The organism is Catenuloplanes niger (assembly GCF_031458255.1).
GTDB lineage: Bacteria > Actinomycetota > Actinomycetes > Mycobacteriales > Micromonosporaceae > Catenuloplanes > Catenuloplanes niger.
Window position 1 is genome coordinate 7,443,578 of the sequence record NZ_JAVDYC010000001.1, and the last position, 25,782, is coordinate 7,469,359.

The window sequence follows — 25,782 nt, forward strand, 5'->3', positions numbered from 1 at the left end:
CCGGGTACACCCTCCTCAACGGACGCACTCGCACCCCTTGAGGAGGGCCGCACCCATGGCTTACCAGACCGGTCGCCGCAGCAACGTCTCGACCGCCCGCATCCTGACGATCATCGCCTTCGTCTGCGCGGCGCTCGCCCTGTTCATCTCGCCGCTGATCTTCGGCCTCGCGGCCATCGTGCTCGGCGCGGTCGGCGCGTCCATGGGCGACAAGCCGCTCGGCTGGTACGCCGCGGCCGCCGGCGCCGTGGCCCTGCTCCTCGGCTACCTGCTCGCCATGGCCGTCCTCTGACGCGGCTCACCGGAAACCGGTCGTGAGGTCACCTCACGACCGGTTCTTCGTCTCCAGCAGCGCCCGCATCTCGGCGAGCGTGAAGAAGTCCGCCGTGGCCAGCGCGCTGGGTGAGCCGGCCTCCGGCCGCGCGCCCGCGTCGAGCAGGATCGTCACGGTCGTCGCGTTCTGCCGGAAGACCGCGGCCGCGAGCGCGGTCTGGCCGCGATCGTTGACCCGCGCGTGGTCGGCGCCCCGGGCCAGCAGCGCGGCCACGGTCTCCGGGTGATTGTGGTAGGCCGCGAGGATCAGCAGCGTGTCGCCCTTGCCGTTGGTCAGGTTCGCCGGCACCCCGGCGTCCACGTTCGCGGCGAGCTCCTCGGTGGCCCCGGTGCGGGCCAGGTCGAACATGCGGTGGGCGAACTCCAGCGTCGCCTCGTCGAGCTCGTGCGTCGTCACGCCCACCACCCTAGGGCCTACTCCCGGGGCGCGCCGATGTTGACCATCCAGCCGATCCCGAACCGGTCGGTGAGCTGCCCGTACTCGTCGCCCCACATCTGCTTGGCCAGCGGCGTGTGCACGGTCGCGCCGTCCGACAGCCGCTCCCAGTACCCGTGCAGCAGCTCCGCCTCGTCGCCGCTGAGACAGATCGTGATCACCGAGCCCGGCGTGACCTCCATCTCCGGCGGCGTGTCCGCGGCCATCAGCGTCATCCCGGACGGCGTCTCCAGCTGCCCGTGCATCACCTGGTCGGCGAGCGGTCCGTCCTGCCCGTACTGGCCGAACGTCATCACCTCGACCTCGCCGCCGAGCGCGCTCCGGTAGAACTCCAGCGCCTCCCTCGCCTGGCCGCGGAAGTTGATGTACGGGTTGAGCCGAGCCACCATGCCATGCCCCCTGAGCTGCGCGGATGTTCGTCGCTCGCAGCGTAGCCCCGTACGCGTGCGCGCGGTGTCCCGTTCCCTCGCGGCGTGTCGGCCGTACCCGTCCGGGGTGATCGGCGAGAGTCGGCGGATGCCGGTCTACGTCGGAAACGCGCACACGGACGCGCCAGCCGAGCGCGGGTGGCTGCTCGGCCACTTCATGCCGCCCGGCGACCCGCGGCACAGCACGGACGTCGAGGTGAAGTGGGGCGTCCATCCGGCCGGGGACCGGCGCGCGGCCTGGGCGACCGGTGAGACCCGGACCGCGCTGCTGCTCCTGGTCAGCGGCGAGTTCACGCTGGAGTTCCGGGACCGTGCGGTCACGCTGGCCGCGCAGGGCGACTACGTGGTCTGGGGCCCGGGCGAGGACCACACCTGGCACGCGCCGCGGGACGCCGTGGTGTGCACGGTGCGCTGGCCGTCCGTACCCGGGTGGCGGTTGCCGGGGTGATCGCGCCGTCGGCTGTGGAGTCCGCGGAATGCGCCTAAATTAGGACGCATGAACGGACTTCCGGTCTGGTACGAGGCGCGCGGCGCCGGCCCCGTGATCATCTTCCCGTGCCGGACCCGCAAGGAGCACGCGGACCTCGCCGAACGGCTGGCCGACCGGTTCCGGGTGGTCCGCTACATGCCCCGGCACGTCACCGGCATCGACGCGCCCGAGGGCGATGCCGAGGACTGGGTGACCTGGGAGGAGCAGGAGGACGGCCCGGCGTTCTGGGGCGGCAAGCCGATCGAGGACTTCCCGGTCGAGCTGGAGGTCGCCGACCTGCACCGGGTCGCGGACGAGGCCGGAGCCGACCGGTTCGTACTGGCCGGCTACTCCGGGACGGCCGCGCTGGCCGCGTTCCTCGCGCCGCTCACGCCGCGCGCGGCCGGCCTGCTCGCCGGCGGTTTCCCGATCCTCGGCCCCAAGGAGTACTGGATGGGCTCGTCCGAGGGTGCCCGGCTCGCCTACCTGACCGCCGGCCTGCGCGCGCTCGCCGACAACGCGTTCGCCACCGCGCTCATGTACCGGGCCTGGCACGAGCGCGACGACCGCCCGGCGCTGACCGCGCTGACCGGCCCGAAGATCGTCTGGTTCGGCGCGGACGACGGCGAGCCCGGCTGCCTGCTGCACGAGGCCCGGCCCGGCATCCGGCTGGCCCGCCGCCTCCGCGAGACCCGCGCCGAGCTGGCGGACTGCGGCTTCACCGTGCTCGAGCTGCCCGGCCTGGACCACATGTCCGTGCAGGCCAGCCCGGACACGGTGGCCGCCAGGCTGCGCGTGCTGCTGGCCGGCGCGACCTGGTAGCGCCGGCCGGCAGCACGCCGGGTCACCGCCCGCGCGCGTGCCGGAACGCGTCCCGCAGCTCCGCGACCAGCGTCCCCGGCCGCTCCCAGCCGGGGAAGTGGCCGCCGCGGTCCATCTCGTGCCACGCGACGATGTTCCGGTAGCGGCGCTCGGCCCATCGCCGGGCCGTCGGGTGCGGCTCGCCGGGGAAGAGCGTGAACGCGGCGGGCACGGTGACGGGCTGCGCGTTCATCTCCTCGGCCGTGCGCGGCCCCCAGCGCAGGTTCTCCCAGTACCAGCGCGCGGTGGCGGCGCCGGTGGCGGTGAACCAGTACAGCGCGATCGTGTCCACCTGCCGCTCCTGGCTGACGCCGTGGTTCTCGGCGAACGCGTCCAGGTGCTCGCCCAGCCACGCGGCGAGCCCGGCCGGCGAGTCGACCAGCGAGTAGCCGAACGTCTGCGGGCGCGCGCCCTGGAACATCACGTGCGGGATGCCGCCCCGCATGAACAGCTCGCGCTTCTCGATGATCCGCCGCTCCGCCGGGTCGGTGGTGGCCAGGTCCGCCGGCAGCGGTGCGGCGAGCGGCATCGTGCTGTGCAGGCCCACCACCCGATCCGGCGCGATCCGGGCCAACTCCGTGCTGACGTGCGAGCCCCAGTCGCCGCCGTGCACGCCGAACCGCGGGTAACCGAGCTCGCTCATCAGCGTGGCCCAGGCCCGTGCCGTACGCCCGACGTTCCAGCCCGGCTCGGCCGGCCGCTCGCTGAACCCGAAGCCGGGCAGCGCGGGCACCACCAGGTGGAACGCGTCCGCCGCCGGGGCGCCGTGCGCGACCGGGTCGGTCAGCGGCCCGATCAGGTCCTCGAACTCCAGCACCGAGCCGGGCCAGCCGTGCGTCAGCACCAGCGGCAGCGCGCCGGGTTCGGGCGAGCGTACGTGCCAGAACGCGACGCCGAGCCCGTCGACGCGCGCGCGGAAGTGCGGGATCGCGTTCCAGCGGCGCTCCAGTGCGCGCCAGTCGTGTCCGCGCAGGACGTCCAGCAGCGACCGGAGGCGGTCCAGCCCGATGCCCTGCGAGTCGTCGGTCGCGGGCTCCGGCAGCCGGGTCCGGTCGAGGCGGTCGCGCAGGTCCGCCAGGTTGTCGTCGGGAACGTGAATCGGGAACGGGGTGATCATGCAGGTGGACGGTAGGCCGGTCCGCGCGCCGGATCGATGCGAAAAATTGCGGAGTAGCCTTCCCCCGGTGATCACTCTGGGGCAGCGGCTCGGTGAGCTGCGGCGACGGGCGTTCGTCGGCCGGGACGGCGAGCTCGCGCTGTTCCGGCAGGTCACCTCCGGTGTGATCTTCCTGCACGGGCCCGGCGGCGTCGGCAAGAGCACGCTGCTCGACCGGTTCGCGCTGATCGCCACGGAGACCGGCCGGGAGCTGCACCGGGTCGACGCACGGCACCTCGAGCTCGGCCCGGACCGGCTGCCCGCCCCGGCCGGCGGCCGGCCCGCCGTGGTGCTGATCGACACGTACGAGCTGCTGGAACCGGCCGACGACTGGGTCCGCGAGCGGTACCTGCCGTCGCTGCCGGCGGACACGCTGGTGGTGCTGGCCGGCCGGCGCCCGCCGGGGGTCCGCTGGCGGGCCGATCCCGCGTGGCACGAGCTGCTCCGGATCGTCGCGCTCGGGAACCTGCCGGCGGCGGACGGCCGGCGGTACCTCGCGGCGCGCGGCGTCCCCGAGCCCGCCCGGGAGCGGCTGCTGGAGATCGGCCACGGCCACCCGCTCACGCTGTCCATGCTGGCCGACGCGGTGCACCGGGGTGCGCAGACCCGTACCCTCGCCGACCTGCCGGACGTCGTCGGCGCGCTGCTGACGCAGCTGGTCGAGGCGGCACCGAGCCCACGGCACCGCGCCGCGCTGGAGGTGTGCGCGCACGTCCCGGCCACCACCGAGGACCTGCTGCGCGCGGTGACCGGCGACGACGCCGGCGAACTGTTCGCCTGGCTGCGCACGCTGCCGTTCGTCGCGGAGGGCCCGTACGGGCTGTATCCGCACGACGTGGTCCGTGACGTGCTCGACGCCGACCTGCGCTGGCGCGACCCGGACCGCTACGCCGAACTGGACCGGGCGCTCTCCGCGGCGACGCTGGCCCGGATCCGCGCGGCCGGAGACCGGCGGGAACGCCTCCGGCTGATCGTCGACCACATCGTCGTCGCCGGCGCCCGCTCCCGGATCGAGAGCTGCTGGACGCCGTCGCCGGCCGCCCGGGCGTACGTCGACGACCTGCGCGACGGCGACCGGGCCCCGATCGCCGAGATGACCGCCCGGTGGCAGGGCGCGGAGCAGGCCACACTGGTGGCGTCCTGGATGGACCGCGACCCCGGTGCGTTCCGGGTCTTCCGCACGCCGTCCGGCGCGGTCCGGGGCTACGCCGCCTGCCTGGACCTGACCGCGGACTCCGGCGGTGACCCGGGCGCCGAGGCGATGTGGCGGTACGTGCGGGAGCACGCGCCGCCACGGGACGGGGAGCGGGTACGGGCCTGGCGCTTCTACCTCGACCGCGAGCACGGCCAGTCGCCGTCCCCGTCGGTGACGCTCTTCGCGGCCTGCCAGACGCTGGACATCCTCACCTCGGACGACGTCGCCTGGACGCTCGTCGGCGCCTACGCGGACCCGGAGCGCTGGGACGCGACGCTGGACAACCTCGGCTTCTGGCGGGCCGGCTCCTACCGGGTCGGCGGCACGCGGTACCCGGTCTACGCGCACGACTGGCGCCGCACCGGGGTCCCGGAGTGGATGCGCCGGGTCCGGGCCCGCCACGCCGGTGCGTCCGCGCCGCCCGCCGCCGTGGACGCCGGCGACCCGGTCCTCTCCCGCGCCGAGTTCGGTGACGCGGTCCGGGCCGCGCTGCGCGACCTGGACCGGCTCGACGGCAACCCGCTGCTGCGGTCGCGCCTGGTGCGCGGGGCCGGCCCGGACCCGGCGGCCGCGCTCCGCGGGCTGATCGAGGCGGCGACCGCGACGCTGCCGGACGCACTGGCCCGGCTCGTCGACCACACGTTCCTGCGCCGCACCACCACGCAGGAGCGGGTCGCGCAGCGGCTGCACCTGTCGTTCAACACCTACCGCCGGCACCGGGACCGGGCCGTCGCCCGGATCGCGGACCGGCTGTGGGAACGGGAGATCCGCCCGCACGAGTGATCGGCGCCGGGCACCGGACGGGCACCGCGCGGGCTGTGCGGCGGCGGTGCCCGCGGCCACGATCGGGACGTGTCCACCACAGACCTCCGGGTGAGCCGGGCCGTCGCCTGCATGGAGGCGCGGTTCGGCGACCGGCTGACCGTCGCCGACCTGGCGCGCGAGGCGCTGCTCAGCCCGTACCACTTCGTGCGGGTCTTCACCCGCGAGGTCGGCCGCACCCCGCACCGCCATCTCACGCTGCTGCGGATCGACGCGGCGTGCCGGCTGCTGGAACGCGGCCGCACCGTCACCGTGGTCGCGGCACGCTGCGGCTACTCCAGCGCCGCCCACTTCTCGGCCGTGTTCCTGCGGGAGACCGGGGTCCGTCCCGGCCGGTGGGGTAACCGGTTACGGAGCGGCCGACTCGTGGCGCCAGAGGTGGGTGCAGACCAGGTCGAGGCCGCGGTGCAGGTGCCGGCGGTAGGTGCTGAACGACAGCCCCAGCCGATCCGCGGCGGCGGCCTGGGTGGGGAGCCGGTGGAAGTACGTGGTGGCGACGACGCGGTGCAGGCGGGCCTCCCGCGCGTCGTCGCGGAGCGTGTCGACCGCGTCGGTCAGTAGCTCACGGAGCGCCTCGACCGGGTCACCGGTCCCGCCGGACGCCGCCACGATCATGCGGGTGCGCAGCAGCGGGCTGGCGGCCAGCGCGGCGGCCCGGTGGAAGTCCCGCAGCGCCGCACGGACGGCGGCGTCGAAGTCCGGCCGGGCGAGCGCGGGCACGGCCGGCGGTCGCGGCGACGCGGGCGGCGGGGCCAGCGAGAACCACACGTCGTGCGGGGTCACCCGCCAGTCGCAGGCGAACAACGTGTACGCCCGGCCGCCGACCGTGACGGTGCCGTCGACCGGGCGGTGCCCGACCAGGCCGAGCAGGCGCTCCCACCGGTGCGCGCCGGCCGCGGGGACGTACGTCCACGCGAGGCGGTCGGACCGGATCCACAGCGCGTAGACGCGCAGCTGGAGCGTGTGCATCGCGGACGTCATCTCGTCGTGCCCGGTGCCGTCCAGCATGAAGCGCATCATCCCGACGTGCTCGCCCGCGCCGAGCGGACGGGTGCGCTCCGCGTGCGCCAGCGCGGCGGCGGCGAGCGGGTCCGCGGCGAGCACGGCCGGGTCCGGGGAGCCGTCCGGGCCCACGGCCGGGAGGCGCAGCCAGAGCAGGAAACCGGCCGCGGAGTCGTCGGTGGAGCGACGGTAGACCCGGAACGACTCGGGCTGGACGCCCAGCCAGTGCGTGACGACCGCGGCCGCCTCGTCGCCCTGGGCCGCCCGGGCCATCGCCACGATCGCGGCGTGGTCGCCGGGGCGCAGGCCGTCCTCGTAGCCGTCGCCGTGCCGGGGGAGCAGCGTCAGCCACTCCGCGGCCGGGCCGTACCGCTGCAGGTGGGCGAGCGCGCGGGCGGCGGCGAGCGACTCGGCCGGGGTGCCCGCCGCCCGCACCCGGGCGAGCAGGTGGTCGCCGATCGCGTGGTGCATCCGCTCGTACGCGGCCGGATCGCGCCAGCGCAGGTCCGCGTCGACCGCCTCGCGCACCATCTCGTGCAGCGCCACGCCGTGCCGTCCGGCCTCGGCGAACGGCAGCGCCCGCAGCCAGCGCACCAGCGCTCCGGCGTCGGCCGGGTCCGGCCCGCCCGGGAGGCCGACACCGGCCGGCCCGTCGAGGACCGCGGTGAGCAGCGCTTCCGTGGTGTGCGGCGCGTGCGCGCAGATCTCCAGGGCACGCCGGTGCCGCTCGGACGGCACGTCGCCGATCAGCGCGCCGAGCAGCGACGCCAGCACCTCGGGCGCCGGTCGCCAGACCGCACCACCCGGCGAAGGCACGCTGCCCGGCGCACCCGGCGCACCCGCGTCACCGGGCGCAGCGGAACCACCGGGCGCAGCGGGATCACCGGGCGCAGCGGGATCACCGGGCGCAGCGGGATCACCGGGCGTGACCGAATCGCTGGGCGCAGCGGCATCATCCGGCGCGGTCGCGCCACCGGCGGACGGAACCGGGCCGCCGGCTGCGGGCGCCGAACGGCCGGCCGGCGGCGCCGGGTCGGTGGCCGGGTGACGGGGGCCGGCCGGAAAGGTCGCGCGGCCGGGCAGCGAGCCGTCCGGGAGCGTGGCGGCGAGGCTGAGCGCGAGCGGGTGCCCGCCGGCGAACGACAGCACGGCCGGCCGCGACTCCGCGGGCACGCCGCGCAGCTCCAGCAGCCGGTCCGCCTCCGCCGGGCTCAGGTCGCCGAGCTCCCGGGAGCCGGGCACGCACGGCTCCCGGCCCGCGATCACCACGGCGCTGCCGGCCGGCAGCCGGGGCAGGAACACGTCCCGCAGCCAGCCCTCCAGGCCCTGGCAGTGCTCGAACGCGTCGACGAGCAGCACGGAGCCGCCGGCCCGGTCCACCTCCGCGGCGAACGCGACCGGCGTCGGCTCGATCGCCCGGCCGTCCACCTCGGCGACGGTCCGGCCCGCGTCCCGGGCCTCGTCCGCGAGCCGGCGCAGCAGCGTGGACTTGCCGATGCCGCCGGGGCCGTGCAGCCCGAGGAGACCGCCGTCGCGCAGCACGGTGCGGAACGCGTCCAGCTCGCGTTCCCGGCCGACGAAGAAGCGGTCGCGCGCCGCGCGCAGCCGCTCACCGAGCGACCTCGCGGGCGCCATGACCTGGCCGCCAGCATCCATGGACCGGGATCTTAGCCCGGCACCGACACGCCGAACATTGCGCAGAGTGACGGACGATCCGCCGACGTACCCGGGATCGCACCCGGCACTCCCGGGACGGCCCGGGTCAGCGGGTGCCGCGGCGCAGTGAGCGGGTCCGGCGGCCGCTGGTGCGGTGCCGGGCGCCGGCCGCCTCCGCCACGATGTCCGCCAGGTCGTCGAAGCCGTCCCGGATCAGCCCGACCGTGATCCGGATGTGGTCACCGTCCCGCGGCTCCACCTCGAACGGTGTCCCGGGCGCCACCCCGATCCCGTGCGCGGCCAGGCTCAGCATCGCCACCTGCTGGTCCCGCACGCTCACCCACATGTTGATGCCGTCCGCCGCGGTCGCCCGCACGTCCCGCTCCGCGAGCGCGGCCAGCAGCGTGGTGCGCCGGGCCGCGTACTCCCGCCGGGCCACCGCCACCTGCCGGGCCGTGGCCGAGTCGGTGAGCAGGTCGAGCAGCACCGCCTGCAGGATGCGGCTGGACCAGCCGGGGCCGAGCAGCCGCCGGTCCGCGACCGCCGCGATCAGCGCGCTCGGCCCGCCGATCGCGGCGAGTCGCAGGTCCGGGCCGTGCGACTTGGCGAAGCTGCGCACGTGCGCGGTCTGGTCCGGCAGCCACGCGCCGATGCTGACCGCGGTCGCGGTGGCGATGTCACCGGCGTGGTCGTCCTCCACCACCGTCACGCCGCGGCCGAGCGGGTGCGCGGCGAGCACGGCGGCGAGCTGCTCGGCCCGTTCCGAGGTCATCGACGCGCCGGTCGGGTTGTGCGCCCGGGGCTGCAGGTAGAGCGCGGTCGGACCGGCGTCGAGCGCGGCCCGCAGGGCCGGTGGCAGCAACCCGACCGAGTCCATCGCCACCGGTACGGTGATCGCGCCCACGGATTCGAGCAGGTCCAGCACGGGCGGGAACGCCGGGTTCTCGACCAGCACGTGGTCGCCGAACCGGACCACGGCGGAGGTGAGCCGGTCGATCGCGTCCAGCGCGCCGTCGACGACGGTCAGCTGGTGCGGCGGGAACGGCCAGCGGTCGCGCAGCACCGCCTCCAGCCGGGGCAGCACCGGCTCCTCCAGGTACGACGTGGTGAACCGGGTGTCGCCGATCCGCCGCAGCGCGCCGGAGATGTCGGGCAGCAGGTCGTGGTCGGGTACGCCGGTGGAGAAGTCGTGCGGCAGCACGGCCGGCCCGGCCGTGACCCGCGCGTACCGCAGCTTCTGCCGGGGCCGGCCGGGGGTCAGCACGAACGTGCCGGACCGGCCCCGGGTCTGGATCGCGCCGGCGCCGGCGAGGCTGCGCCAGGCCTCGCTGACCGTGGTCGGGCTGATGCCCAGCTCGCGCGCGACGGACCGGACCGTGGGCAGGCGGGTGCCGGCCGGGATCTCCCCGGTGTGGACGAGCCGGCTGACCGCGGCGGCTATTCCGCGCGCGGAGCGGTCATTGACCGCTCCGGCAATGAGCTGCAGCATGTTACTTCTCCGCAATAGGCTGTAACAAATTCGCCATTGTCCGCCTCAACTTGTGTCGTTAAAGTCCTACGCCATCGGCCTCTACGAACACAAGACTGCATATATCAGCGACCCTTGGGGGGAAGCATGGCAGACTCTGATCCTTCGAGCCGAAACGTCGTTCGCGCCGCCATCGTCCAGACGAACTGGACCGGCGACAAAGAAAGCATGATCAAAGCGCACGAGGAGTACGCGCGGCAGGCCGCCGCGCAGGGCGCCGAGGTCATCTGTTTCCAGGAGCTGTTCTACGGGCCGTACTTCTGCCAGGTGCAGGACACGGAGTTCTACTCGTACGCGGAGTCGATCCCCGGGCCGACCACCGAGCGGTTCCAGGCCCTGGCCCGTGAGCTGGGCATGGTCATGGTGCTGCCGATGTACGAGCAGGAGCAGCCCGGCGTCCTCTACAACACCGCGGCCGTGGTCGACGCGGACGGCAGTTACCTCGGTAAATATCGCAAGAACCACATCCCGCAGGTGAAGGGGTTCTGGGAGAAGTTCTACTTCCGTCCCGGCAACCTGGGATATCCGGTCTTCGACACGGCGGTCGGCCGGATCGGTGTCTACATCTGCTACGACCGGCATTTCCCGGAGGGCTGGCGCGCGCTCGGCCTGGCCGGCGCCAAGATCGTATTCAACCCGTCCGCCACCAGTCGTGGTCTCTCCGCCTATCTGTGGCAGCTGGAACAGCCGGCCAGCGCGGTGGCGAACGAGTATTTCATCGGCGCGATCAACCGCACCGGAATCGAAGAGCTCGGAGACAACGATTTCTACGGTACGTCGTACTTCGTCGACCCGGAGGGCAAGTTCGTCGGCGCGGTCGGCGACGCGCACCAGCCCGAGCTGATCGTCCGCGACCTGGACCTGGGCCTGCTCGACACGGTCCGCGACCGGTGGCAGTTCTACCGCGACCGCCGGCCGGACACCTACGACGGGCTGGTGGCGCCGTGACCACGCTGATCACCGGCGGCACCGTCGTCTCCGCGACCGGCCGGCACCCCGCGGACGTGCTGATCGACGGCGAGAGGATCGTCGCGCTGTTCGCGCCCGGCACCGGCCCCGCGGACGTGCCGGCCATCGACGCGACCGGGAAGTACGTCATCCCCGGCGGCGTGGACGCGCACACGCACATGGAGCTGCCGTTCGGCGGCACGCACGCGTCCGACACGTTCGACACCGGCACCCGCGCGGCCGCGTTCGGCGGCACCACCACGATCGTCGACTTCGCGGTGCAGCGCACCGGTGAGGTGGTCCAGGACGGACTGGCCGCCTGGCACGCGAAGGCGGCCGGCGAGGCGCACGTCGACTACGCGTTCCACATGATCCTCGGCGGCGTGGACGACGACGCGCTCAAGGCGATGGACGTGCTGGTCGCGGACGAGGGCATCACCAGCTTCAAGCTGTTCATGGCGTACCCCGGCGTGTTCTACAGCGACGACGGGCAGATCCTGCGCGCGATGCAGAAGGCCCGGGACAACGGCGCCATGATCATGATGCACGCGGAGAACGGCCCGGCCATCGACGTGCTGGTCCAGCAGGCGCTGGCCCGCGGTGAGACCGCGCCGTACTTCCACGGCGTGACCCGGCCGGAGGCCCTCGAGGCGGAGGCGACGAGCCGGGCGATCTGGCTGGCCGGCGTGGCCGCGGACTGCCCGCTCTACATCGTGCACCTGTCCGCGAGCAAGGCGCTGGCGGCGGTCGCGGAGGCGCGCGACGCCGGCCGCAACGTGTTCGCCGAGACCTGCCCGCAGTACCTCTACCTCTCCCTCGAGGACCAGCTCGGCGCGCCCGGGTTCGAGGGCGCGAAGTGGGTCTGCTCCACGCCGCTGCGGTCCAAGCACGAGAGTCACCGGCGCGACCTGTGGACGGGCCTGCGCAGCAACGACCTGGCCGTGGTCTCCACCGACCACTGCCCGTTCTGCATGAAGGACCAGAAGGAGCTCGGCGTCGGCGACTTCTCCAAGATCCCCAACGGGATCGGCGGCGTCGAGCACCGCGTCGACCTGCTCTACCAGGGCGTGGTCGACGGCAAGCTGTCGCTGGAGCGCTGGGTGGAGACGATCGCGACCACGCCGGCCCGGATGTTCGGCCTCTACCCGCGCAAGGGCGTCATCGCGCCCGGCTCCGACGCGGACATCGTGCTCTACGACCCGGCCGGGCGCACCCGGATCAGCGCGGCGACGCACCACATGAACATGGACCACTCGGCCTGGGAGGGCTGGGAGATCGCCGGCCGGGTCGACACGGTCATCTCCCGCGGGACCGTCCTGGTCGCGAACGGCGAGTACCACGGCCGGAAGGGCCACGGGCGGTACGTCAAGCGCGGACTCTCCACCTACCTGCACTGAGAGGGTGGTACATGGACATCGGTGTCGTCTTCCAATGTGACCCGCCGGCCCGCCGCGTGGTGGAGCTGGCCCAGCAGGCCGAGGCCGCCGGCTTCAGTCACGTCTGGACCTTCGACTCGCACCTGCTCTGGCAGGAGCCCTACGTCATCCACTCGCAGATCCTGGCCGCCACCGAGCGGGTGATCGTCGGCCCGATGGTCACGAACCCGAGCACCCGCGACTGGACCGTCACGGCCAGCACCTTCGCCACGCTCAACGAGCTCTACGGCAACCGGACGGTCTGCGGCATCGGCCGGGGCGACTCCGCGGTCCGCACGCTCGGCCTGAAGCCGACCACGCTGGCCGAGCTGCGCGAGTGCGTCCAGGTGATCCAGGCGCTGGGCAACGGCCGGCCCGCCACGATCAACGGCAACGACGTGCACTTCCCGTGGATCCCGGACCGGGCCGCGCTGGAGGTCTGGGTCGCCGCCTACGGCCCGAAGGCGCTGAAGCTGACCGGCGAGGTCGCGGACGGCTACATCCTGCAGCTCGCCGACCCGGACATCGCGGCCTGGATGATCAAGTCGGTCCGGGACGCGGCGTCGGACGCCGGCCGGGACCCGATGGCCATCACGTTCTGTGTGGCGGCCCCGGCCTACGTCGGCGACGACCTCGCCCACCAGCGGGAGCAGACGCGCTGGTTCGGCGGCATGGTCGGCAACCACGTCGCGGACATCGTGGCGCGCTACGGCGCGGCCGGCGCGGTGCCGCAGGCGCTCACCGACTACATCCAGGGCCGCCAGGGGTACGACTACGCCGAGCACGGGCGGGCCGGCAACAGCCACGCGGAGTTCGTCCCGGACGAGATCGTCGACCGGTTCTGCGTGCTCGGCCCGATCGAGGCGCACCTGGAGAAGCTCACCGCGCTGCGCGAGCTCGGCGTCGACCAGTTCGCGCTCTACCTGCAGCACGACGACCAGGAGCACACGCTCGCCGAGTACGGCAAGCACGTCGTCCCGGCCTTCGCCGGATGAGGGCCGGGACCCCGCTCGCGGCCGGTGCCGGGCTGGTCGTGGGCGTGGTGCTCTGGGAGGGCTACAAGGCGATCGGCGACCCGCGGGGCACCGAGCTGTTCGGCGTCCGGCTGCTGCCGCGCGCGAGCGACGCCGCGATGCCGCACGTCTGGGACGTCCTGGCCCGCTTCGGCCGCGCGGAACTGGCCGGCGGCGACCCGCTCTGGCTGGTCGTGCTGGCCGCCTGCCTGTTCACGCTGCGCGGCGTGGTGGCCGGGCTGGTCGCCGGCGGCGCGATCGGCATGCTGCTCGCGGTGCTGATGCAGCGGTTCCGGATCGCCGAGCGCGGCCTGCTGCCCCACGTGATCCTGTCGCAGACCGTGCCGCTGATCGCGCTCGCACCGGTGATCGCGGGCTGGGGCGGGCGGTTGTCGCTCGGGCCGTACCCGTGGCAGCCCTGGATGTCGGTCTCGGTGATCGCGGCCTACCTGGCGTTCTTCCCGATCGCGGTGGGCGCGCTGCGCGGTCTGCAGAGCCCGGCGCCGATCGCGGAGGAGCTGATGCGCAGCTACGCGGCCGGCTGGTGGCGCACGCTGTGGAAGCTCCGGCTGCCCGCGTCCACGCCGTACCTGTTCCCGGCGCTGCGGCTGGCCGGCGCGTCCGCGGTGGTCGGCGCCGTGGTCGGCGAGATCTCCACCGGCACCCGCGGCGGCATCGGCCGCCTGATCATCGAGTACTCCCGGGAGGCGACCGGCGACCCCGCGAAGGTCTACACCGCCATGATCGGCGCGGCACTGCTCGGCCTCGCGGTGGCCGGCGCGCTCGCGCTCGCCGAGCTGTTCCTCACCCGCCGCACGGCGCTCCCGCGCTGACCCACCGGACCCCGCCGCACGGCGCTCCCGCGCTGGCCCACCGAACCCCGCCGCACAGCGCTCCCGCGCTGACCCACCCGCCGCACAGCGCTCCCGCGCTTGAACCCCGCGGCACCCAGCGCTCGCGCGCTGACCGATCCCCGCCGGCTCGCCACGGAAGGCGCAGACAGATGACCGCACCCGAGACGGCCGTGGAGCTGAGCGGCGTCAACAAGATCTTCAACGAGGGGCGCACGGGCGAGGTACCCGCGCTCACCGGCGTCGACCTGACCATCGCGCGCGGCGAGTTCGTCGCGCTGATCGGCCCGTCCGGCTGCGGCAAGTCCACGCTGCTGCGCCTGGTCGCGGACCTGATCGCGCCGACCTCCGGCACGGTCACCGTGGCCGGCAAGCCGGCTCGGCAGGCGCGGCTGGACCAGGAGTACGGCATCGCGTTCCAGCAGGCCGGGCTCTTCGAGTGGCGGACCGTGCTGCGCAACGTGGAGCTGCCGCTCGAACTGCGCGGTCACGGCCGCCGGGAGCGCCGGGCCCGCGCGGAGGAGATGCTGGAGCTGGTCGGGCTGGCCGACTTCGCGCGGCACCGTCCGGCGCAGCTGTCCGGCGGCATGCAGCAGCGGGTCGCGATCGCCCGCGCGCTCGCGGTGCACCCGCCGCTGCTGCTGATGGACGAGCCGTTCGGCGCGCTGGACGAGATGACCCGCGAGCGGCTGCAGGACGAGCTGCTGCGGATCTGCGGCGCGACCGGCACCAGCACGATCTTCGTGACCCACTCCATCCCGGAGGCGGTCTACCTGGCCGACCGCGTGGTGGTGATGAGCGCGCGGCCGGGCCGGATCACCGACGTCGTCCCGATCGACCTGGGGGAGCGCACCGAGGCCACCCGGCAGTCACCCGCCTTCTTCACCGGCATCACCACGGTCCGCGCGGCGCTGCGCGGCACCCGCACGACGGCGGGGATCGTGGGGGCGGACCGGTGACGGCGCCGGTCGACAGGGCGCTCGCGGCGGACCCGGCCGGGCCGTCGCGCGGCCGGCGGCGTACCGCTGATGGCCTGTGGGTTGTCGTGCCTCCGCTGCTGGTGGCGGTCGCCGGGCTGGCCGCGTGGGAGGCGGTCGTCACGCTCGGGCGGGTGGCGCCGTTCGTGCTGCCCGCGCCGTCCGCCATCGGGGAGCAGTTCACCCGCAATCTGGACACGATCATCAAGACCGGGCTGGCCAGTGGTACGAACGCGCTGGTGGGCCTGGTGCTCGGCACGATCGTCGCGCTGCTCGCCGCGATGGCCGCCGCGCAGTCCCGGTTCCTCGCCGACGCCTCCGTGCCGGTCGCGGCCGCGCTCAACGCGCTGCCGATCATCGCGCTGGCCCCGATCCTGAACAACATGTTCTCGGCCACCAGCAACATCCCGCGCCGGCTGGTGGTCGCGATCGTGGTGTTCTTCCCCGTCTTCATCAACACGCTGCGCGGGCTGCGCGAGGTCGACCCCGTCCACCGGGAGCTGATGGACAGCTACGCCGCGAGCGGTGTGGCGTTCACCCGGCTGGTGCGGTTGCCCGGCGCGCTGCCGTTCGTCTTCACCGGTCTGCGTCAGGCGTCCTCCCTGGCGGTGATCGCGGCGGTGGTCAGTGAGTACTTCGGCGGTCTGCAGGACGGCCTGGGCTCGCGGATCACCTCGGCGGCGGCCAACACGGCGTACCCCAGGGCATGGGCGTTCGTGCTCGGGGCGTGCGTGCTCGGACTCGTCTTCTACCTCATCGCGCTGCTGCTGGAGCGGCTGGCGACGCCGTGGCGCTCCCGCTGACTTCCCCCGGAGGACATTCATGAGGAAACGTCTGTTGATGAGCGCCGTGCTGGCCGCGAGCCTGGCCCTGACCGGCTGCGGGACCGCCGACCAGGGCAGTCCCGCGCCCGGCGGCAGCGGCGGGCTGACCCCGGTCAAGCTGCAACTGCAGTGGTTCGTGCAGGCCCAGTTCGCCGGGTTCCTGGCCGCGGTGGACCAGGGCTTCTACCGCGAGCAGGGCCTCGACGTGCAGATTCTCGAGGGCGGCGTCGACATCGTGCCGCAGACCGTGCTCGCCCAGGGGCAGGCCGACTACGCGATCGCCTGGGTGCCGAAGGCGCTCGCCTCCCGCGAGCAGGGCGCCGGCATCACGCAGGTGGCGCAGGTCTTCCAGCGGTCCGGCACGTACCAGGTGTCGTTCGCGTCGTCGAACATCAAGGCCCCGGCCGACCTGCGCGGCAAGAAGGTCGGCAACTGGGGCTTCGGCAACGAGTTCGAGCTGTTCGCGGCCATGACGAAGGCCGGCCTGGACCCCGGCCGGGACGTCACGCTGGTGCAGCAGCAGTTCGACATGCAGGCGCTGCTCGCCGGCGACATCGACGCGGCCCAGGCGATGAGCTACAACGAGTACGCCCAGCTGCTGGAGGCGAGGAACCCGCGGACCGGGCAGCTCTACCAGCCGTCCGACTTCACCGTGCTGGACTGGAACACGGTCGGCACCGCGATGCTGCAGGACGCGGTGTGGGCGTCCACGGACCGGCTCACCGACCCGGCCTATCAGGACACGACCGTCAAGTTCCTCGCCGGTACGGTGCGGGGCTGGGCGTTCTGCCGGGACAACGCGGAGAAGTGCCGGGACATCGTGGTGGCCAAGGGGTCGAAGCTCGGCGCCAGCCACCAGCTCTGGCAGATGAACGAGGTCAACAAGCTGATCTGGCCGTCCGCGTCGCGCGCCGGCCTGATCGACGAGGCGGCCTGGAACGCCACGGTCGACCTGGCGATGACCACGCGGAACCAGGACGGCCAGACCGTGCTGACCACGCGGCCGGAGGGCACGGCGTACACGAACGAGTTCATCCAGAAGGCGCTCGACTCGCTGGCCGGTGCCGGGACCGACGTGGTGGGTGCGGGCTTCACGCCGGCCACGGTGACGCTGACCGAGGGCGGCGCCTGAGTCGCTGAGCGGAGGCGCCCGGTCACCCGTGCGGGCGCCTCCGTTTTTGTGTCCCGCATCCCTATCAAACCGATAGGCTTTATCGGCTACACTCGGTGTACTTCGGTTGTTCCGACGAGCCCTGAGGGACCTCAACGATGAGTGCACTGGACCTGGAAACGCCCGGCCGCGTCGGCCGCCTGCGCGATATCGCCCGGCACGTCTCCGCCGCCCCGGAGTCGTGGGGCGTGACGCCGCGGTTCGACCCGGTCAGCCGGTGGTACACGCGGTTGTTCGCCGCGGCCGACCACGAGGCCTGGCTGCTGACCTGGCTGCCCGGGCAGTCCACCGACCTGCACGACCACGGCGGCTCGGCCGGCGCGTTCGCGGTGGTCGCGGGCGAGCTGACCGAGGAGACCGTGCGCGCCGGTGCCGGCGGCGCGGCCGTGCTCCGCAGCGCGTCGTTCACCGCCGGTGACGTGCGGCCGTTCGGGTCGCAGCACGTGCACCGGATCGTCAACGCCTCCGCCGGGCCCGCGATCAGCCTGCACGTCTACGGCCCCGCGCTCACGCAGATGACGCGGTACCGGCTGGCGGACGGCGCGCTGCGCGTGCTGGAGATCGACCGCGCGGGGGTGGCCTGGTGATCACGCCCTGGAACAGCTCGGTCCTCGGTTCGTGTCCGGCCCACCACACCCCGCCGAGCGGCTCGGTCGGCATCGCGGACGTGCTGGAGAACGCGCGCCGCGGGCTCCGCCGCCTCGAGCCGGAGGCCGCGCACCTGGCCGCCCGGGCCGGCGCGCTGCTGGTCGACATCCGGCCGGCCGCCCAGCGCGCGGCCACCGGTGAGATCCCCGGCGCGCTGACCATCGAGCGGAACGTGCTGGAGTGGCGGCTCGACCCGCGCTCCGACGCCCGTCTGCCGTTCGCCGACCGGTACGACCTGCCGGTGATCGTCTTCTGCCAGGAGGGCTACACGTCCTCGCTGGCCGCGGCCGCGCTCCAGGAGCTCGGCCTGCACCTGGCCACCGACCTCACCGGCGGCTTCCGCGCCTGGCGCAACGCCGGGCTGCCCGCGTTCCCGCCCGCCAACGCACCCCGGTTGCAACCCAGCTATCAGCCCGCCTGACGTTCGCCGTTTCCCGTAGGAGGAGACATGTCGGTCATCGCTCTCGCCCCCCGTCACCAGCGGCCCGCCGCCGGTCTCGGCCGCGCCACCACCCCCGGCGCCCGCCGCCCGGCCGTGACCGTCACGCTCTCCATCCCGCTGGGCGCGGGTGACAACACGCGCCTGCTGGAGGTGATCCGGGAGCTGGCCGCGCTGGGCGGGGGCCAGGTGTCGGTGCTGGACGCGCCCGGCCCCGCCGCGCTCGCCGAGTCCGGCGGGCCAGCCGCGCTCGCCGACCTCGGCGGCGCGGTGGCCGAGCCGGAGCTGCGAGTGGTCGCGGACCCGGCGGAGCTGACCGTCTACGCCGGGTCCCGGACCGCCTTCGCCGGGCGTGAGCCGCTCGCGCTCACCCGCCTCGAGTTCGACCTGCTGCACTTCTTCGCGGACAACCCACGCCGCGTCTTCAGCCGGGTGCAGCTGCTCTCCGCGGTCTGGGGATACGAGCACGCCGGGGTCCGCACGGTCGACGTGCACGTCCGCCGCCTTCGGATGAAGCTCGGCACCGAGTTCCCGCTGATCACCACGGTCTACGGCGTCGGCTACCGCCTCGCCGACGAGGCCCGGGTCACGATTCGCACGGACGGCTGAGCCCCGGGGTTGCCCCGGATAGCTGAACTATCCATAATTGGATAGTCCGGCTATCCGAAGGGGTTCATCCGCCATGTCTCCGATTTCGTTGATCATCACCGGCGCCACCGTCCTCACCGTCGTCTCCATCGCGTTCGGCGGTACGTTCGTGCTGCGCGTCGTCACCGGCGGCCACCCCGCCAACGACCTGCAGAGGTCGTTCTTCCGAGCCGGGCACGCCCACGCCGGCGTGCTGGTCACGCTCGGTCTGGTCTGCGCGCTGCTGCTCACCGCCGGCGACGTCACCGGCCCGTGGTCCTACTCCTACGTCGGAGTCCTCGGCGCCGCGATCCTCATCCCGGCCGGCTTCTTCCTCAGCGTGCTCGGCCGTGATCCGCGGCGCCCCGGCCCGCTGATCGCCCTGCTCTGGGCCGGCGCCGCGGTCCTCGCCCTCAGCCTCCTCACGATCGGCGTCGCCCTGATCACCACCGGCGCCGGCGCGCTCTGAGGACCGGTCGGCCCCGACCGGCGCACGGGCCGCCACGACCGGCGCCGGCCGGTCGCGATCGGCCGGCGCGCCGGTCGCGCTGACCGGTCCGCCGGGGTCGTCGTCCGGCGCGCTGGGGTCGTCGCCCGGTGCGTCGAATCCGCCGGCCGGTCCGCCGGGGCCGGTGCCCGGCTCGCCGTGGCCGGTGGCCGGACCGGTCGTCGCGGGCAGGCCCAGCCGGTCGCGGACCGAGGTCAGCAGCGTCATCGCGGCGGCCGGGTGGAGCGTCAGCAGCCGGTGCACGGAACAGAGCAGGTCCAGTTCCACGAGGGAGCCGGGCGGCAGCGCCGACTCGGGGACGCCGACGGCGGCCGCCAGCCAGCTCGCGAACTCCTCCGGCGGGAGCGACGCCGCGGCCCGCATCGGCGGCGCCGGCGGTTCCAGCCGGGCCGGCCGGCGCAGCAGGATCGCCCACTCGTCGACCGTGCCGGGCCGCTCCGTGAAGATCTCCAGCACGGTGGCGTAGAAGTGCAGCGCGACCGCGACGGGCCGCAGATCCGGCAGCGCGGCCGCGGCCGTCCGGATGCCGTCCGGATCGGTGCCCGGCCACTCCGGGTCGAGGTGGATGCGGGCCAGCAGCTCCGCGTCCACGTCCCGGTTCTGCGCGTCCTGGAGGAAGCCCCGGCGCACCGAGGTGACCTCCTCGTGCACCAGTCTGCGCGTCAGGTCCGGCAGCGACAGCGGGCGGTTGTGCTCCGCCCTCAGGTCGATCATCCGCCGGGCCGCGCGGACCACGTCCCGCGGCATCCCGCCGGCCAGGCAGTGGCAGAGCACCAGGAAGGAGTCCGGCACGCCGGTGAGCCGCCGCCGCAGCAGCTCGACCGAGTCGTTCGCGTTGAGCGGGTTGAGCCGCACCACCTCGTCGAACGCGCTGTCGAACGCGGTCCGCACGCGCAGCACCCGGCGTTCCAGGTTCGCCAGCGCCTCCTCGGAGACGGAGACGACGTACACGCAGCCCGGCACGCCGAAGATCGACTTGATCTCGTTGAGGAATCGTTCCGCCAGGTCGGCGTCGACGATTCGGTCGATCTCGTCGATCGCGATGACCAGGCGGGTGGCCTCCGGCGCGCCGGGCCGCCCGGCGGCGACCAGGCCCGCGAACTCGCGGTAGCTCGCCACGATCTCCGGCAGGGTGAGCGGCTGCTCCGCGAGCTGCCGCGACCGCCGGCTGCCCAGTTGGAGGACGCCGCGGGCGAGCGCGGCCTGATGCTCCATCGACAGCGTCTGCAGGAACCGGGTCTGCTCCAGCCGCCGCACCGCCTCGGCGGCCAGCGAATGGTCGCGGACCAGGCGCGGCGGGCCGCCGCGCAGCGACACCCGGAGCAGGGTCACCGCGAGCAGGAGCAGCACCACCGGGGCGGTCGGCGCGGGCCGGCCGGTGGCGAGCCAGCCGGCGAACGCCGGTGACAGCACGCCGAGGATCGCGGCGCCCGCGGCCGCCAGGAGCACCGCCGTCCCCGACCGCACGGCCAGGACCCGGAGGCGGGCCACCCACCGGCGCCGGGGCGGGACGCCGGAGCGCCGGAGCACCGCGCGCGCCAGTTCCGCGTACAGGTGCAGCAGGAAATCCCGTGCGTCGTAGTGCACCGGCGCCGCGACGCCGACCAGGAGCGGGCCGGACCGGTCGGCGGAGCCCAGCATGGACAGCAGCGTGGTCTTCCCGACGCCGCGGCCGCCGCTGATCGCGATCGCGCCGGCGCCGAGGTGCTGCGCGAGCGTCTCCACCCGCCGCATCTCGCGGCGGATCAGCAGCGCCTGCGCGGCACCGCCGCCGAGACCACGCGCGGTCTGCAACGTGAGGACCCGCTGTTCCGCCGAGTTGATCAGCTGGTGGTACGCCGCGCGCAGGCGCTCCGCGATCAGCTCGGTCAGCGCCGCCCGCCAGCGCCGCGCCGCGCGGACCGCCGCGAGCGTGACCCGCCCGGCGAACCGGAACCAGCGCCAGCACCAGTACGCCAGGCACGCCGTGCCGGCCACCAGGTCCGGCACGCCGAGGCCGGACGCGCGCACCGCGTCCGCCCAGTGCCAGTGCGCGGCCACGCTGTCGGCCGGGGAGAGCGCCGCGTCGGCGAGGACCCGCAGGTCGGCCCAGACCGCCTGACCGGCCTCCAGCAGCAGGACCGCGGTGATCGCGGCGATCGGCACCACCAGGACCAGCGGACGCTGGTTGCGCACGGTCTCGGTGTCGGCCGCGATCTGCTCCTGGTCCGCCAGCGCCAGCGTGAACGCCGTGGTCTGCCGGTTACCGCTGGCCGTGTCCAGGTTCGCGAACTCCGGCGTGTCCATCAGGTCGCGTGCGATGTTCCGGCACACCGTGTACTGGCCACTCAGGAACGCGGCGGCGAGGCGGTCGCGTCCCGCCTCGAGCCAGCGCTCCCACGCGGGAGTCGTCCCCGACGCCATCGACGGAGTTTAGTGAACCGGCGCCCGGAACGGCAGAGCCGAACGGTCCGGACCGGTCAGCTGCCCACCCGCCCGCCGTCCGGGCGCCAGACGACCGTGACCGCGGGCTTGGCGAAGTCGCCGTCCGGCCAGCGGGACGCCGGCGAGTCGAGCGTCGCGCCGTCGACCTCGCCGGGGTGCTGCACCGCGACGAAGACCGAGCGGCCGTCGCCGGTCAGGAACGGGCCGCAGGTCTCCGCGCCGGGCGGCACGGTCAGGAACTGCCGCAGGTGACCGCGCTCCGGCCCCTCGACCGGCGTGGCGAACAGGCCGTCGTTGCTGCCCAGCGCGTTGCCGTCGGTGGCCAGCCAGAGGTTGCCGGCGGCGTCGAAGGCCACGTTGTCCGGGCAGGAGATCGGGGACACCGCGGACTTGTCGTACCCGGCGAAGTAGGTGTTCGGGTCGTCCGGGTCACCGCAGACGATCGGCAGCGACCAGGTGAACGTCTCGCCGGTGTGGTCGCCGTGGTCCTCGGCGATCTCCAGCACCTGGCCGTGCCGGTTCTCCCGGCGCGGGTTCGCCTCGTCCACGTCCGGGCGCCCGCCGATGCCCCGCTCGACGTTGTTGGTCAGCGCCGCGTAGATCTTGCCGGTGCGCGGGCTGGGCTGCACGTCCTCCGGGCGGTCCATCCTGGTCGCGCCGGCCGCGTCCCCGGCCTGCCGGGTGAACGTGAGCACCTCCTCGACCGTCATCCCGGGCACGAACGACCGGTTCCCGGACGCCAGCGGGATCCACCGGCCGGTGCCGTCGAACGCCCGGTCGGACGGCAGCGTGCCGGTCCCGTCGATCTCGGACGGCGGGCTGTCACCGGTGAGCCGCGCGACGTAGAGCGTGCCGGCGGAGAGCAGCGACAGGTTGTGCCGCCGGTCGCCCGGCCGGTACCGGCCCGCGGAGACGAACTTGTAGAGGTACTCGAAGCGCTCGTCGTCGCCCATGTACGCCGCCACGTTGCCGCGCCGGGACACGATCACGTTCGCGCCCTCGTGCTTGAACCGGCCCATCGCGGTGTGCTTGCGCGGCACGCTGCCCGGGTCGTACGGGTCGACCTCCACGATCCAGCCGAACCGGTGCGCCTCGTTCGGGTGCCGGGCCAGATCGAAGCGCTCCTGCGCGCGTTCCCACCGGCGGGAGTCCTCCGGGAACCGGGTGGCGACCGGGAAGCCGTACCGGGCCAGCCGGGGCTTGAGCGCCTCCGGGGCCGCGTCGCCACCGACGAAGTACTGGTTGACGTTCTCCTCGCCGGACAGCACCGTGCCCCACGGCGTGACGCCGCCCGCGCAGTTGTTCAGCGTGCCGATCGCGGTGCGCCCGGCCGGGTCCGCCGCCGTGCGCAGCCAGGCGCTGCCCGCGGCCGGCCCGTCGAACCGGAACGGCGTGGACAGCATGGTCAACCGCCGGTTGTACGGCCGGCGCCCGCGCACCGGCCGCCACCGCCCGCTCCGGCCGGCCCGCTCGATCTCCACCACGGACATCCCGTGCGCCGCCATCGCGACCTCGACCTGCGCGACCGTCATCGCCTCCAGCGAGGTGAAGCCGGGGAACATCAGCTCCTCGTTGGTGTACTCGTGGTTGGCCACCAGCAGCGCCCGGTCCCGGCCGAGCGGCAGCACGCCGAGGAAGTCGTTGTTGAAGCCGAACTGCCGTTCCTGCCGTCGCGGTGTCTGCCGGTGCACGTCGAGCGCGGGCGCGTCCGGCAGGATCGGGTCGCCCCAGCGGATCACCACGGCGGACTCGTACCCGGCCGGCACCAGGACCCGGTCCAGCACGTTCGGCGGCACCGGCGAGAACGTCAGCGCGCCGCCGGCCGAACCGGTCCCGCCGGCCGGTGCGGCCCCGGCCGGCCCCGGCGCGCCACCCGCGCCGAGGACCAGCGCGCCCGCTGCGCCGGCCCGGAACAGGGTGCGGCGGCTCGCGACGAGGTCACCGAAGTAGGGGTTGCCGGAACCGTTCGGCGCCGCGTGCGCGCACGCGTTCCCGCACCGGTAGCGGCAGGTCATCGCGGAGCGCCCGCCGTGGATGGGCAGACCGGACATCGGAACCTCCGTGTTCCGGCGCCGCGGCGATCGCGACACCTGTCGATGCGTGATCGTCGTAGCGTAACCCCGGCCCGCTCAGCGAGCGGTCGATTCCGGTACGGGCAGGTCCAGCAGGACGGTCAGGCCACCGGAGGGATTGGGCAGCAGCGTGAGGACGGCGTCGTGCGCGGAGGCGACCGCGGCGACCAGGGGCAGGCCGAGGCCGTGGCCGGCGCCGCGGGTCAGCGCCCGGCCGGCCGCGCGGGTGAACGGCTCGGTCAGCGTGGCCACGGCGGACTCGGGCACCCGCGGGCCGGTGTTGGTGACCGTGACCCGGGCGTGCCGGCCGGCACGGTGCAGCACGATCGCGGCCCGGCCGCCGGCGTGGTTGTGCCGGATCGCGTTGCGCAGCAGGTTGGAGACGGCCTGGCGGAGCAGGACCGGGTCGCCGATCGCGGTGGCCGCGCCGGCCGGGTCCGCGAGCGTGACCGCGGCGGCGGACGCCTCGGCGCGCAGCTCCGCGACCGCGGACGCGGCGACGGCGGCGAGGTCGACGGGCTCGCGGACGGTCGTGCCGGACTGCGCGTCGGCGAGGTCGAGCAGCGCGTCGACGGTCTCGATGCTGGCCCGGTTGACCTCCCGCAGCCGCTCCGCGAGCTGCCGGAACGCGGCGGCGTCGGTGCCCGGGTCGTCCAGCGCGACGTCCAGCATGGTCTTCGTGGTGGCCAGCGGCGTACGCAGCTCGTGCGAGGCGTTCGCGGCGAAGCGGCGGTGGGCGGCGAAGGAACGTTCGAGCGAGGCGAGCATCCGGTCGAACGTGTCGGACAGGTCACGGATCTCGTCGCGCGGGCCGGACAGCGCGATCCGGTGGTCCAGCGTGCCGGTCGCGGCGCGGGTGGCGGCCGCGTTGATCGTGGCGAGCGGGCGGACGATGCGGCCCGCCATGATCCAGCCGGCCAGCACGCCGGCCGCGGTCAGCAGCACCAGCGCGCCGGACGAGGCCAGCAGCAGCGTGTTGAGGAAGTCGCCGGCGGTGGCGATCGAGATCCCGTCGAGTTCGCCGAGCCGCCGGACCCGCGTGGCCCCCGCCGGTGCCGCCGTCCCGCTGTCCACGCCCGGTACGGCCAGCGCGACGTGGTAGGCGGGCACGTACCGCATGAAGAGGTAGACCGCCGCGGTCAGCGCGACCGTGCAGCCGGCCACCAGCGCCGCGTAGGTGAGCGTGAGACGGGCCCGGACGGTGAGGCGCGGCACCGGTCAGTCCCCGAACCGGTAACCGGCGCCGGGCACGGTCCGGATCACCCACGGCTCGCCCAGGCGCTTGCGCAGGTTGGAGATCGTCACCCGGATGGTGTTGGTGAACGGGTCCGCGTTCGCGTCCCACGCCTTCTCCAGCAACGTCTCCGCGCTGAGCACGCCGCCGGCCGCGTTCATCAGCACGTGCAGCACCGCGAACTCCTTCGGGGTGAGCCGGACCAGCCGGCCGTCCCGGTAGACCTCGCGCCGGAACGGGTCCAGCCGCACGCCGTGCGACTCGGCCACCGGCGGCCGGGCCGGCGCGATCCGGCGTTCCAGCGCCCGCAGCCGCGCGACCAGCTCCGCGAACTCGAACGGCTTGGCCAGGTAGTCGTCCGCGCCCAGTTCGAAGCCGGCCACCCGGTCCCGGAGCGTGCGGGCCGCGGTGAGCATCAGCACCCGCAGTTCGGGGTGGCCGGCCGCGAGCCGCGCGCAGACCTCGTCGCCGTGTACGACGGGCAGGTCACGGTCGAGCACCACCACGTCGTACCCGCCGGCCGCGACCGCGTCCAGCGCCGCCGCGCCGTCGTGCACCACGTCCGCGGCGATGGTGGCCCGGCGCAGGCCGGCGCGGATCGCGTCCGCGAGATAGGGCTCGTCTTCGACGATCAGGACCCGCATGACCGGCAGCCAACCACACCAGGCATTGAGAAAACGTAAAGGAATTCCTGAACATCCTGACAATGCGGGCGGTGCTCGACTGGTCGGCGCCGCGGCATCCC

General features: G+C 74.1%; 23 protein-coding genes and 1 pseudogene. 15 read left to right on the plus strand and 9 right to left on the minus strand.

What is annotated here, in order from left to right:
* Window positions 1-55 precede the first annotated feature (55 nt).
* On the plus strand, window positions 56-292 hold the full coding sequence (locus tag J2S44_RS32515) for a hypothetical protein (RefSeq protein WP_310421654.1): 237 nt from the start codon (window positions 56-58) through the stop codon (window positions 290-292).
* 33 nt (window positions 293-325) lie between these two features.
* Here J2S44_RS32515 and J2S44_RS32520 read toward each other — a convergent pair whose 3' ends face one another.
* Complete coding sequence (locus J2S44_RS32520) at window positions 326-682, minus strand: ankyrin repeat domain-containing protein (protein ID WP_310430037.1); 357 nt, start codon at window positions 680-682, stop codon at window positions 326-328.
* Window positions 683-747: 65 nt separating this feature from the next.
* Window positions 748-1,158, minus strand: a complete 411-nt coding sequence (locus J2S44_RS32525; protein ID WP_310421658.1) for a VOC family protein — start codon at window positions 1,156-1,158, stop codon at window positions 748-750.
* A 127-nt stretch (window positions 1,159-1,285) separates the two neighbouring features.
* On the opposite strand from J2S44_RS32525, the gene J2S44_RS32530 reads away from it, so the two are divergent.
* Together J2S44_RS32530 and J2S44_RS32535 are read left to right on the plus strand one after the other, a co-directional pair.
* Window positions 1,286-1,645 carry a cupin domain-containing protein gene (locus J2S44_RS32530; RefSeq protein WP_310421661.1) on the plus strand — a complete coding sequence of 120 codons (360 nt, stop codon included), beginning with the start codon at window positions 1,286-1,288 and terminating at the stop codon, window positions 1,643-1,645.
* A 48-nt stretch (window positions 1,646-1,693) separates the two neighbouring features.
* The gene (locus J2S44_RS32535) at window positions 1,694-2,488 is read left to right on the plus strand and encodes an alpha/beta fold hydrolase (RefSeq protein WP_310421664.1); all 795 of its coding nucleotides are present in this window, start codon (window positions 1,694-1,696) and stop codon (window positions 2,486-2,488) included.
* 22 nt (window positions 2,489-2,510) lie between these two features.
* Here the strand turns inward: J2S44_RS32535 and J2S44_RS32540 are convergent, their stop codons facing one another.
* The gene (locus J2S44_RS32540) at window positions 2,511-3,644 is read right to left on the minus strand and encodes an epoxide hydrolase family protein (RefSeq protein ID WP_310421667.1); all 1,134 of its coding nucleotides are present in this window, start codon (window positions 3,642-3,644) and stop codon (window positions 2,511-2,513) included.
* 67 nt (window positions 3,645-3,711) lie between these two features.
* Between J2S44_RS32540 and J2S44_RS32545 the strand changes: the two genes are divergently transcribed.
* A complete protein-coding gene (locus J2S44_RS32545) occupies window positions 3,712-5,661 on the plus strand; it encodes a hypothetical protein (protein ID WP_310421670.1) in 1,950 nt (649 codons plus the stop codon).
* Window positions 5,662-5,772: 111 nt separating this feature from the next.
* Window positions 5,773-6,033, plus strand: a pseudogene (locus J2S44_RS43020) (helix-turn-helix domain-containing protein); the annotation flags it as partial.
* 15 nt (window positions 6,034-6,048) lie between these two features.
* Here the strand turns inward: J2S44_RS43020 and J2S44_RS32550 are convergent.
* Both J2S44_RS32550 and J2S44_RS32555 read right to left on the minus strand, forming a co-directional pair.
* Window positions 6,049-8,358 carry an AAA family ATPase gene (locus J2S44_RS32550; protein ID WP_310421673.1) on the minus strand — a complete coding sequence of 770 codons (2,310 nt, stop codon included), beginning with the start codon at window positions 8,356-8,358 and terminating at the stop codon, window positions 6,049-6,051.
* Window positions 8,359-8,464: 106 nt separating this feature from the next.
* Entirely contained in the window at window positions 8,465-9,847 is a 1,383-nt protein-coding gene (locus J2S44_RS32555; RefSeq protein ID WP_310421676.1) for an aminotransferase-like domain-containing protein, read from the minus strand.
* A 126-nt stretch (window positions 9,848-9,973) separates the two neighbouring features.
* On the opposite strand from J2S44_RS32555, the gene J2S44_RS32560 reads away from it, so the two are divergent.
* The 10 genes from J2S44_RS32560 (at window position 9,974) to J2S44_RS32605 (ending at window position 18,781) form a co-directional block, all read left to right on the plus strand.
* Entirely contained in the window at window positions 9,974-10,834 is an 861-nt protein-coding gene (locus J2S44_RS32560) for a nitrilase-related carbon-nitrogen hydrolase (protein ID WP_310421679.1), read from the plus strand.
* Window positions 10,831-12,231 (plus strand): dihydropyrimidinase, encoded by a 1,401-nt coding sequence (gene hydA / locus J2S44_RS32565; protein WP_310421681.1) that lies wholly within the window; start codon window positions 10,831-10,833, stop codon window positions 12,229-12,231. Before J2S44_RS32560 ends, hydA begins: the two co-directional genes overlap by 4 nt.
* Window positions 12,232-12,242: 11 nt before the next feature.
* Window positions 12,243-13,244, plus strand: a complete 1,002-nt coding sequence (locus tag J2S44_RS32570) for a TIGR03842 family LLM class F420-dependent oxidoreductase (RefSeq protein WP_310421684.1) — start codon at window positions 12,243-12,245, stop codon at window positions 13,242-13,244.
* The gene (locus J2S44_RS32575; protein ID WP_310421687.1) at window positions 13,241-14,095 is read left to right on the plus strand and encodes an ABC transporter permease; all 855 of its coding nucleotides are present in this window, start codon (window positions 13,241-13,243) and stop codon (window positions 14,093-14,095) included. The genes J2S44_RS32570 and J2S44_RS32575 overlap by 4 nt, the downstream gene beginning before the upstream one ends.
* Before the next feature lie 170 nt (window positions 14,096-14,265).
* Window positions 14,266-15,072 carry an ABC transporter ATP-binding protein gene (locus J2S44_RS32580; protein WP_310421689.1) on the plus strand — a complete coding sequence of 269 codons (807 nt, stop codon included), beginning with the start codon at window positions 14,266-14,268 and terminating at the stop codon, window positions 15,070-15,072.
* Window positions 15,069-15,893: an ABC transporter permease gene (locus J2S44_RS32585; RefSeq protein WP_310421691.1), complete on the plus strand. Its 825-nt coding sequence runs from the start codon at window positions 15,069-15,071 to the stop codon at window positions 15,891-15,893. The genes J2S44_RS32580 and J2S44_RS32585 overlap by 4 nt, the downstream gene beginning before the upstream one ends.
* Window positions 15,894-15,912: 19 nt before the next feature.
* Entirely contained in the window at window positions 15,913-17,046 is a 1,134-nt protein-coding gene (locus J2S44_RS32590) for an ABC transporter substrate-binding protein (RefSeq protein WP_310421694.1), read from the plus strand.
* 137 nt (window positions 17,047-17,183) lie between these two features.
* The gene (locus J2S44_RS32595; protein ID WP_310421696.1) at window positions 17,184-17,672 is read left to right on the plus strand and encodes a cysteine dioxygenase; all 489 of its coding nucleotides are present in this window, start codon (window positions 17,184-17,186) and stop codon (window positions 17,670-17,672) included.
* A gap of 71 nt (window positions 17,673-17,743) precedes the next feature.
* Window positions 17,744-18,154 (plus strand): rhodanese-like domain-containing protein, encoded by a 411-nt coding sequence (locus J2S44_RS32600; protein ID WP_374728039.1) that lies wholly within the window; start codon window positions 17,744-17,746, stop codon window positions 18,152-18,154.
* Window positions 18,155-18,190: 36 nt separating this feature from the next.
* Entirely contained in the window at window positions 18,191-18,781 is a 591-nt protein-coding gene (locus J2S44_RS32605; RefSeq protein ID WP_374728040.1) for a winged helix-turn-helix domain-containing protein, read from the plus strand.
* Window positions 18,782-18,845: 64 nt separating this feature from the next.
* Here the strand turns inward: J2S44_RS32605 and J2S44_RS32610 are convergent, their stop codons facing one another.
* The 4 genes from J2S44_RS32610 to J2S44_RS32625 are packed head-to-tail and all read right to left on the minus strand — an operon-like array spanning window position 18,846 to window position 25,681.
* Window positions 18,846-21,710, minus strand: coding sequence for a P-loop NTPase fold protein (locus J2S44_RS32610; RefSeq protein WP_310421701.1), 2,865 nt, complete (start codon window positions 21,708-21,710; stop codon window positions 18,846-18,848).
* Between the two features lie 56 nt (window positions 21,711-21,766).
* On the minus strand, window positions 21,767-23,821 hold the full coding sequence (locus J2S44_RS32615; protein ID WP_374727928.1) for a PhoX family protein: 2,055 nt from the start codon (window positions 23,819-23,821) through the stop codon (window positions 21,767-21,769).
* A 39-nt stretch (window positions 23,822-23,860) separates the two neighbouring features.
* Window positions 23,861-25,018 (minus strand): sensor histidine kinase, encoded by a 1,158-nt coding sequence (locus tag J2S44_RS32620; RefSeq protein WP_310421705.1) that lies wholly within the window; start codon window positions 25,016-25,018, stop codon window positions 23,861-23,863.
* Window positions 25,019-25,021: 3 nt separating this feature from the next.
* Window positions 25,022-25,681, minus strand: coding sequence for a response regulator transcription factor (locus J2S44_RS32625; RefSeq protein WP_310421707.1), 660 nt, complete (start codon window positions 25,679-25,681; stop codon window positions 25,022-25,024).
* Window positions 25,682-25,782: the final 101 nt, after the last annotated feature.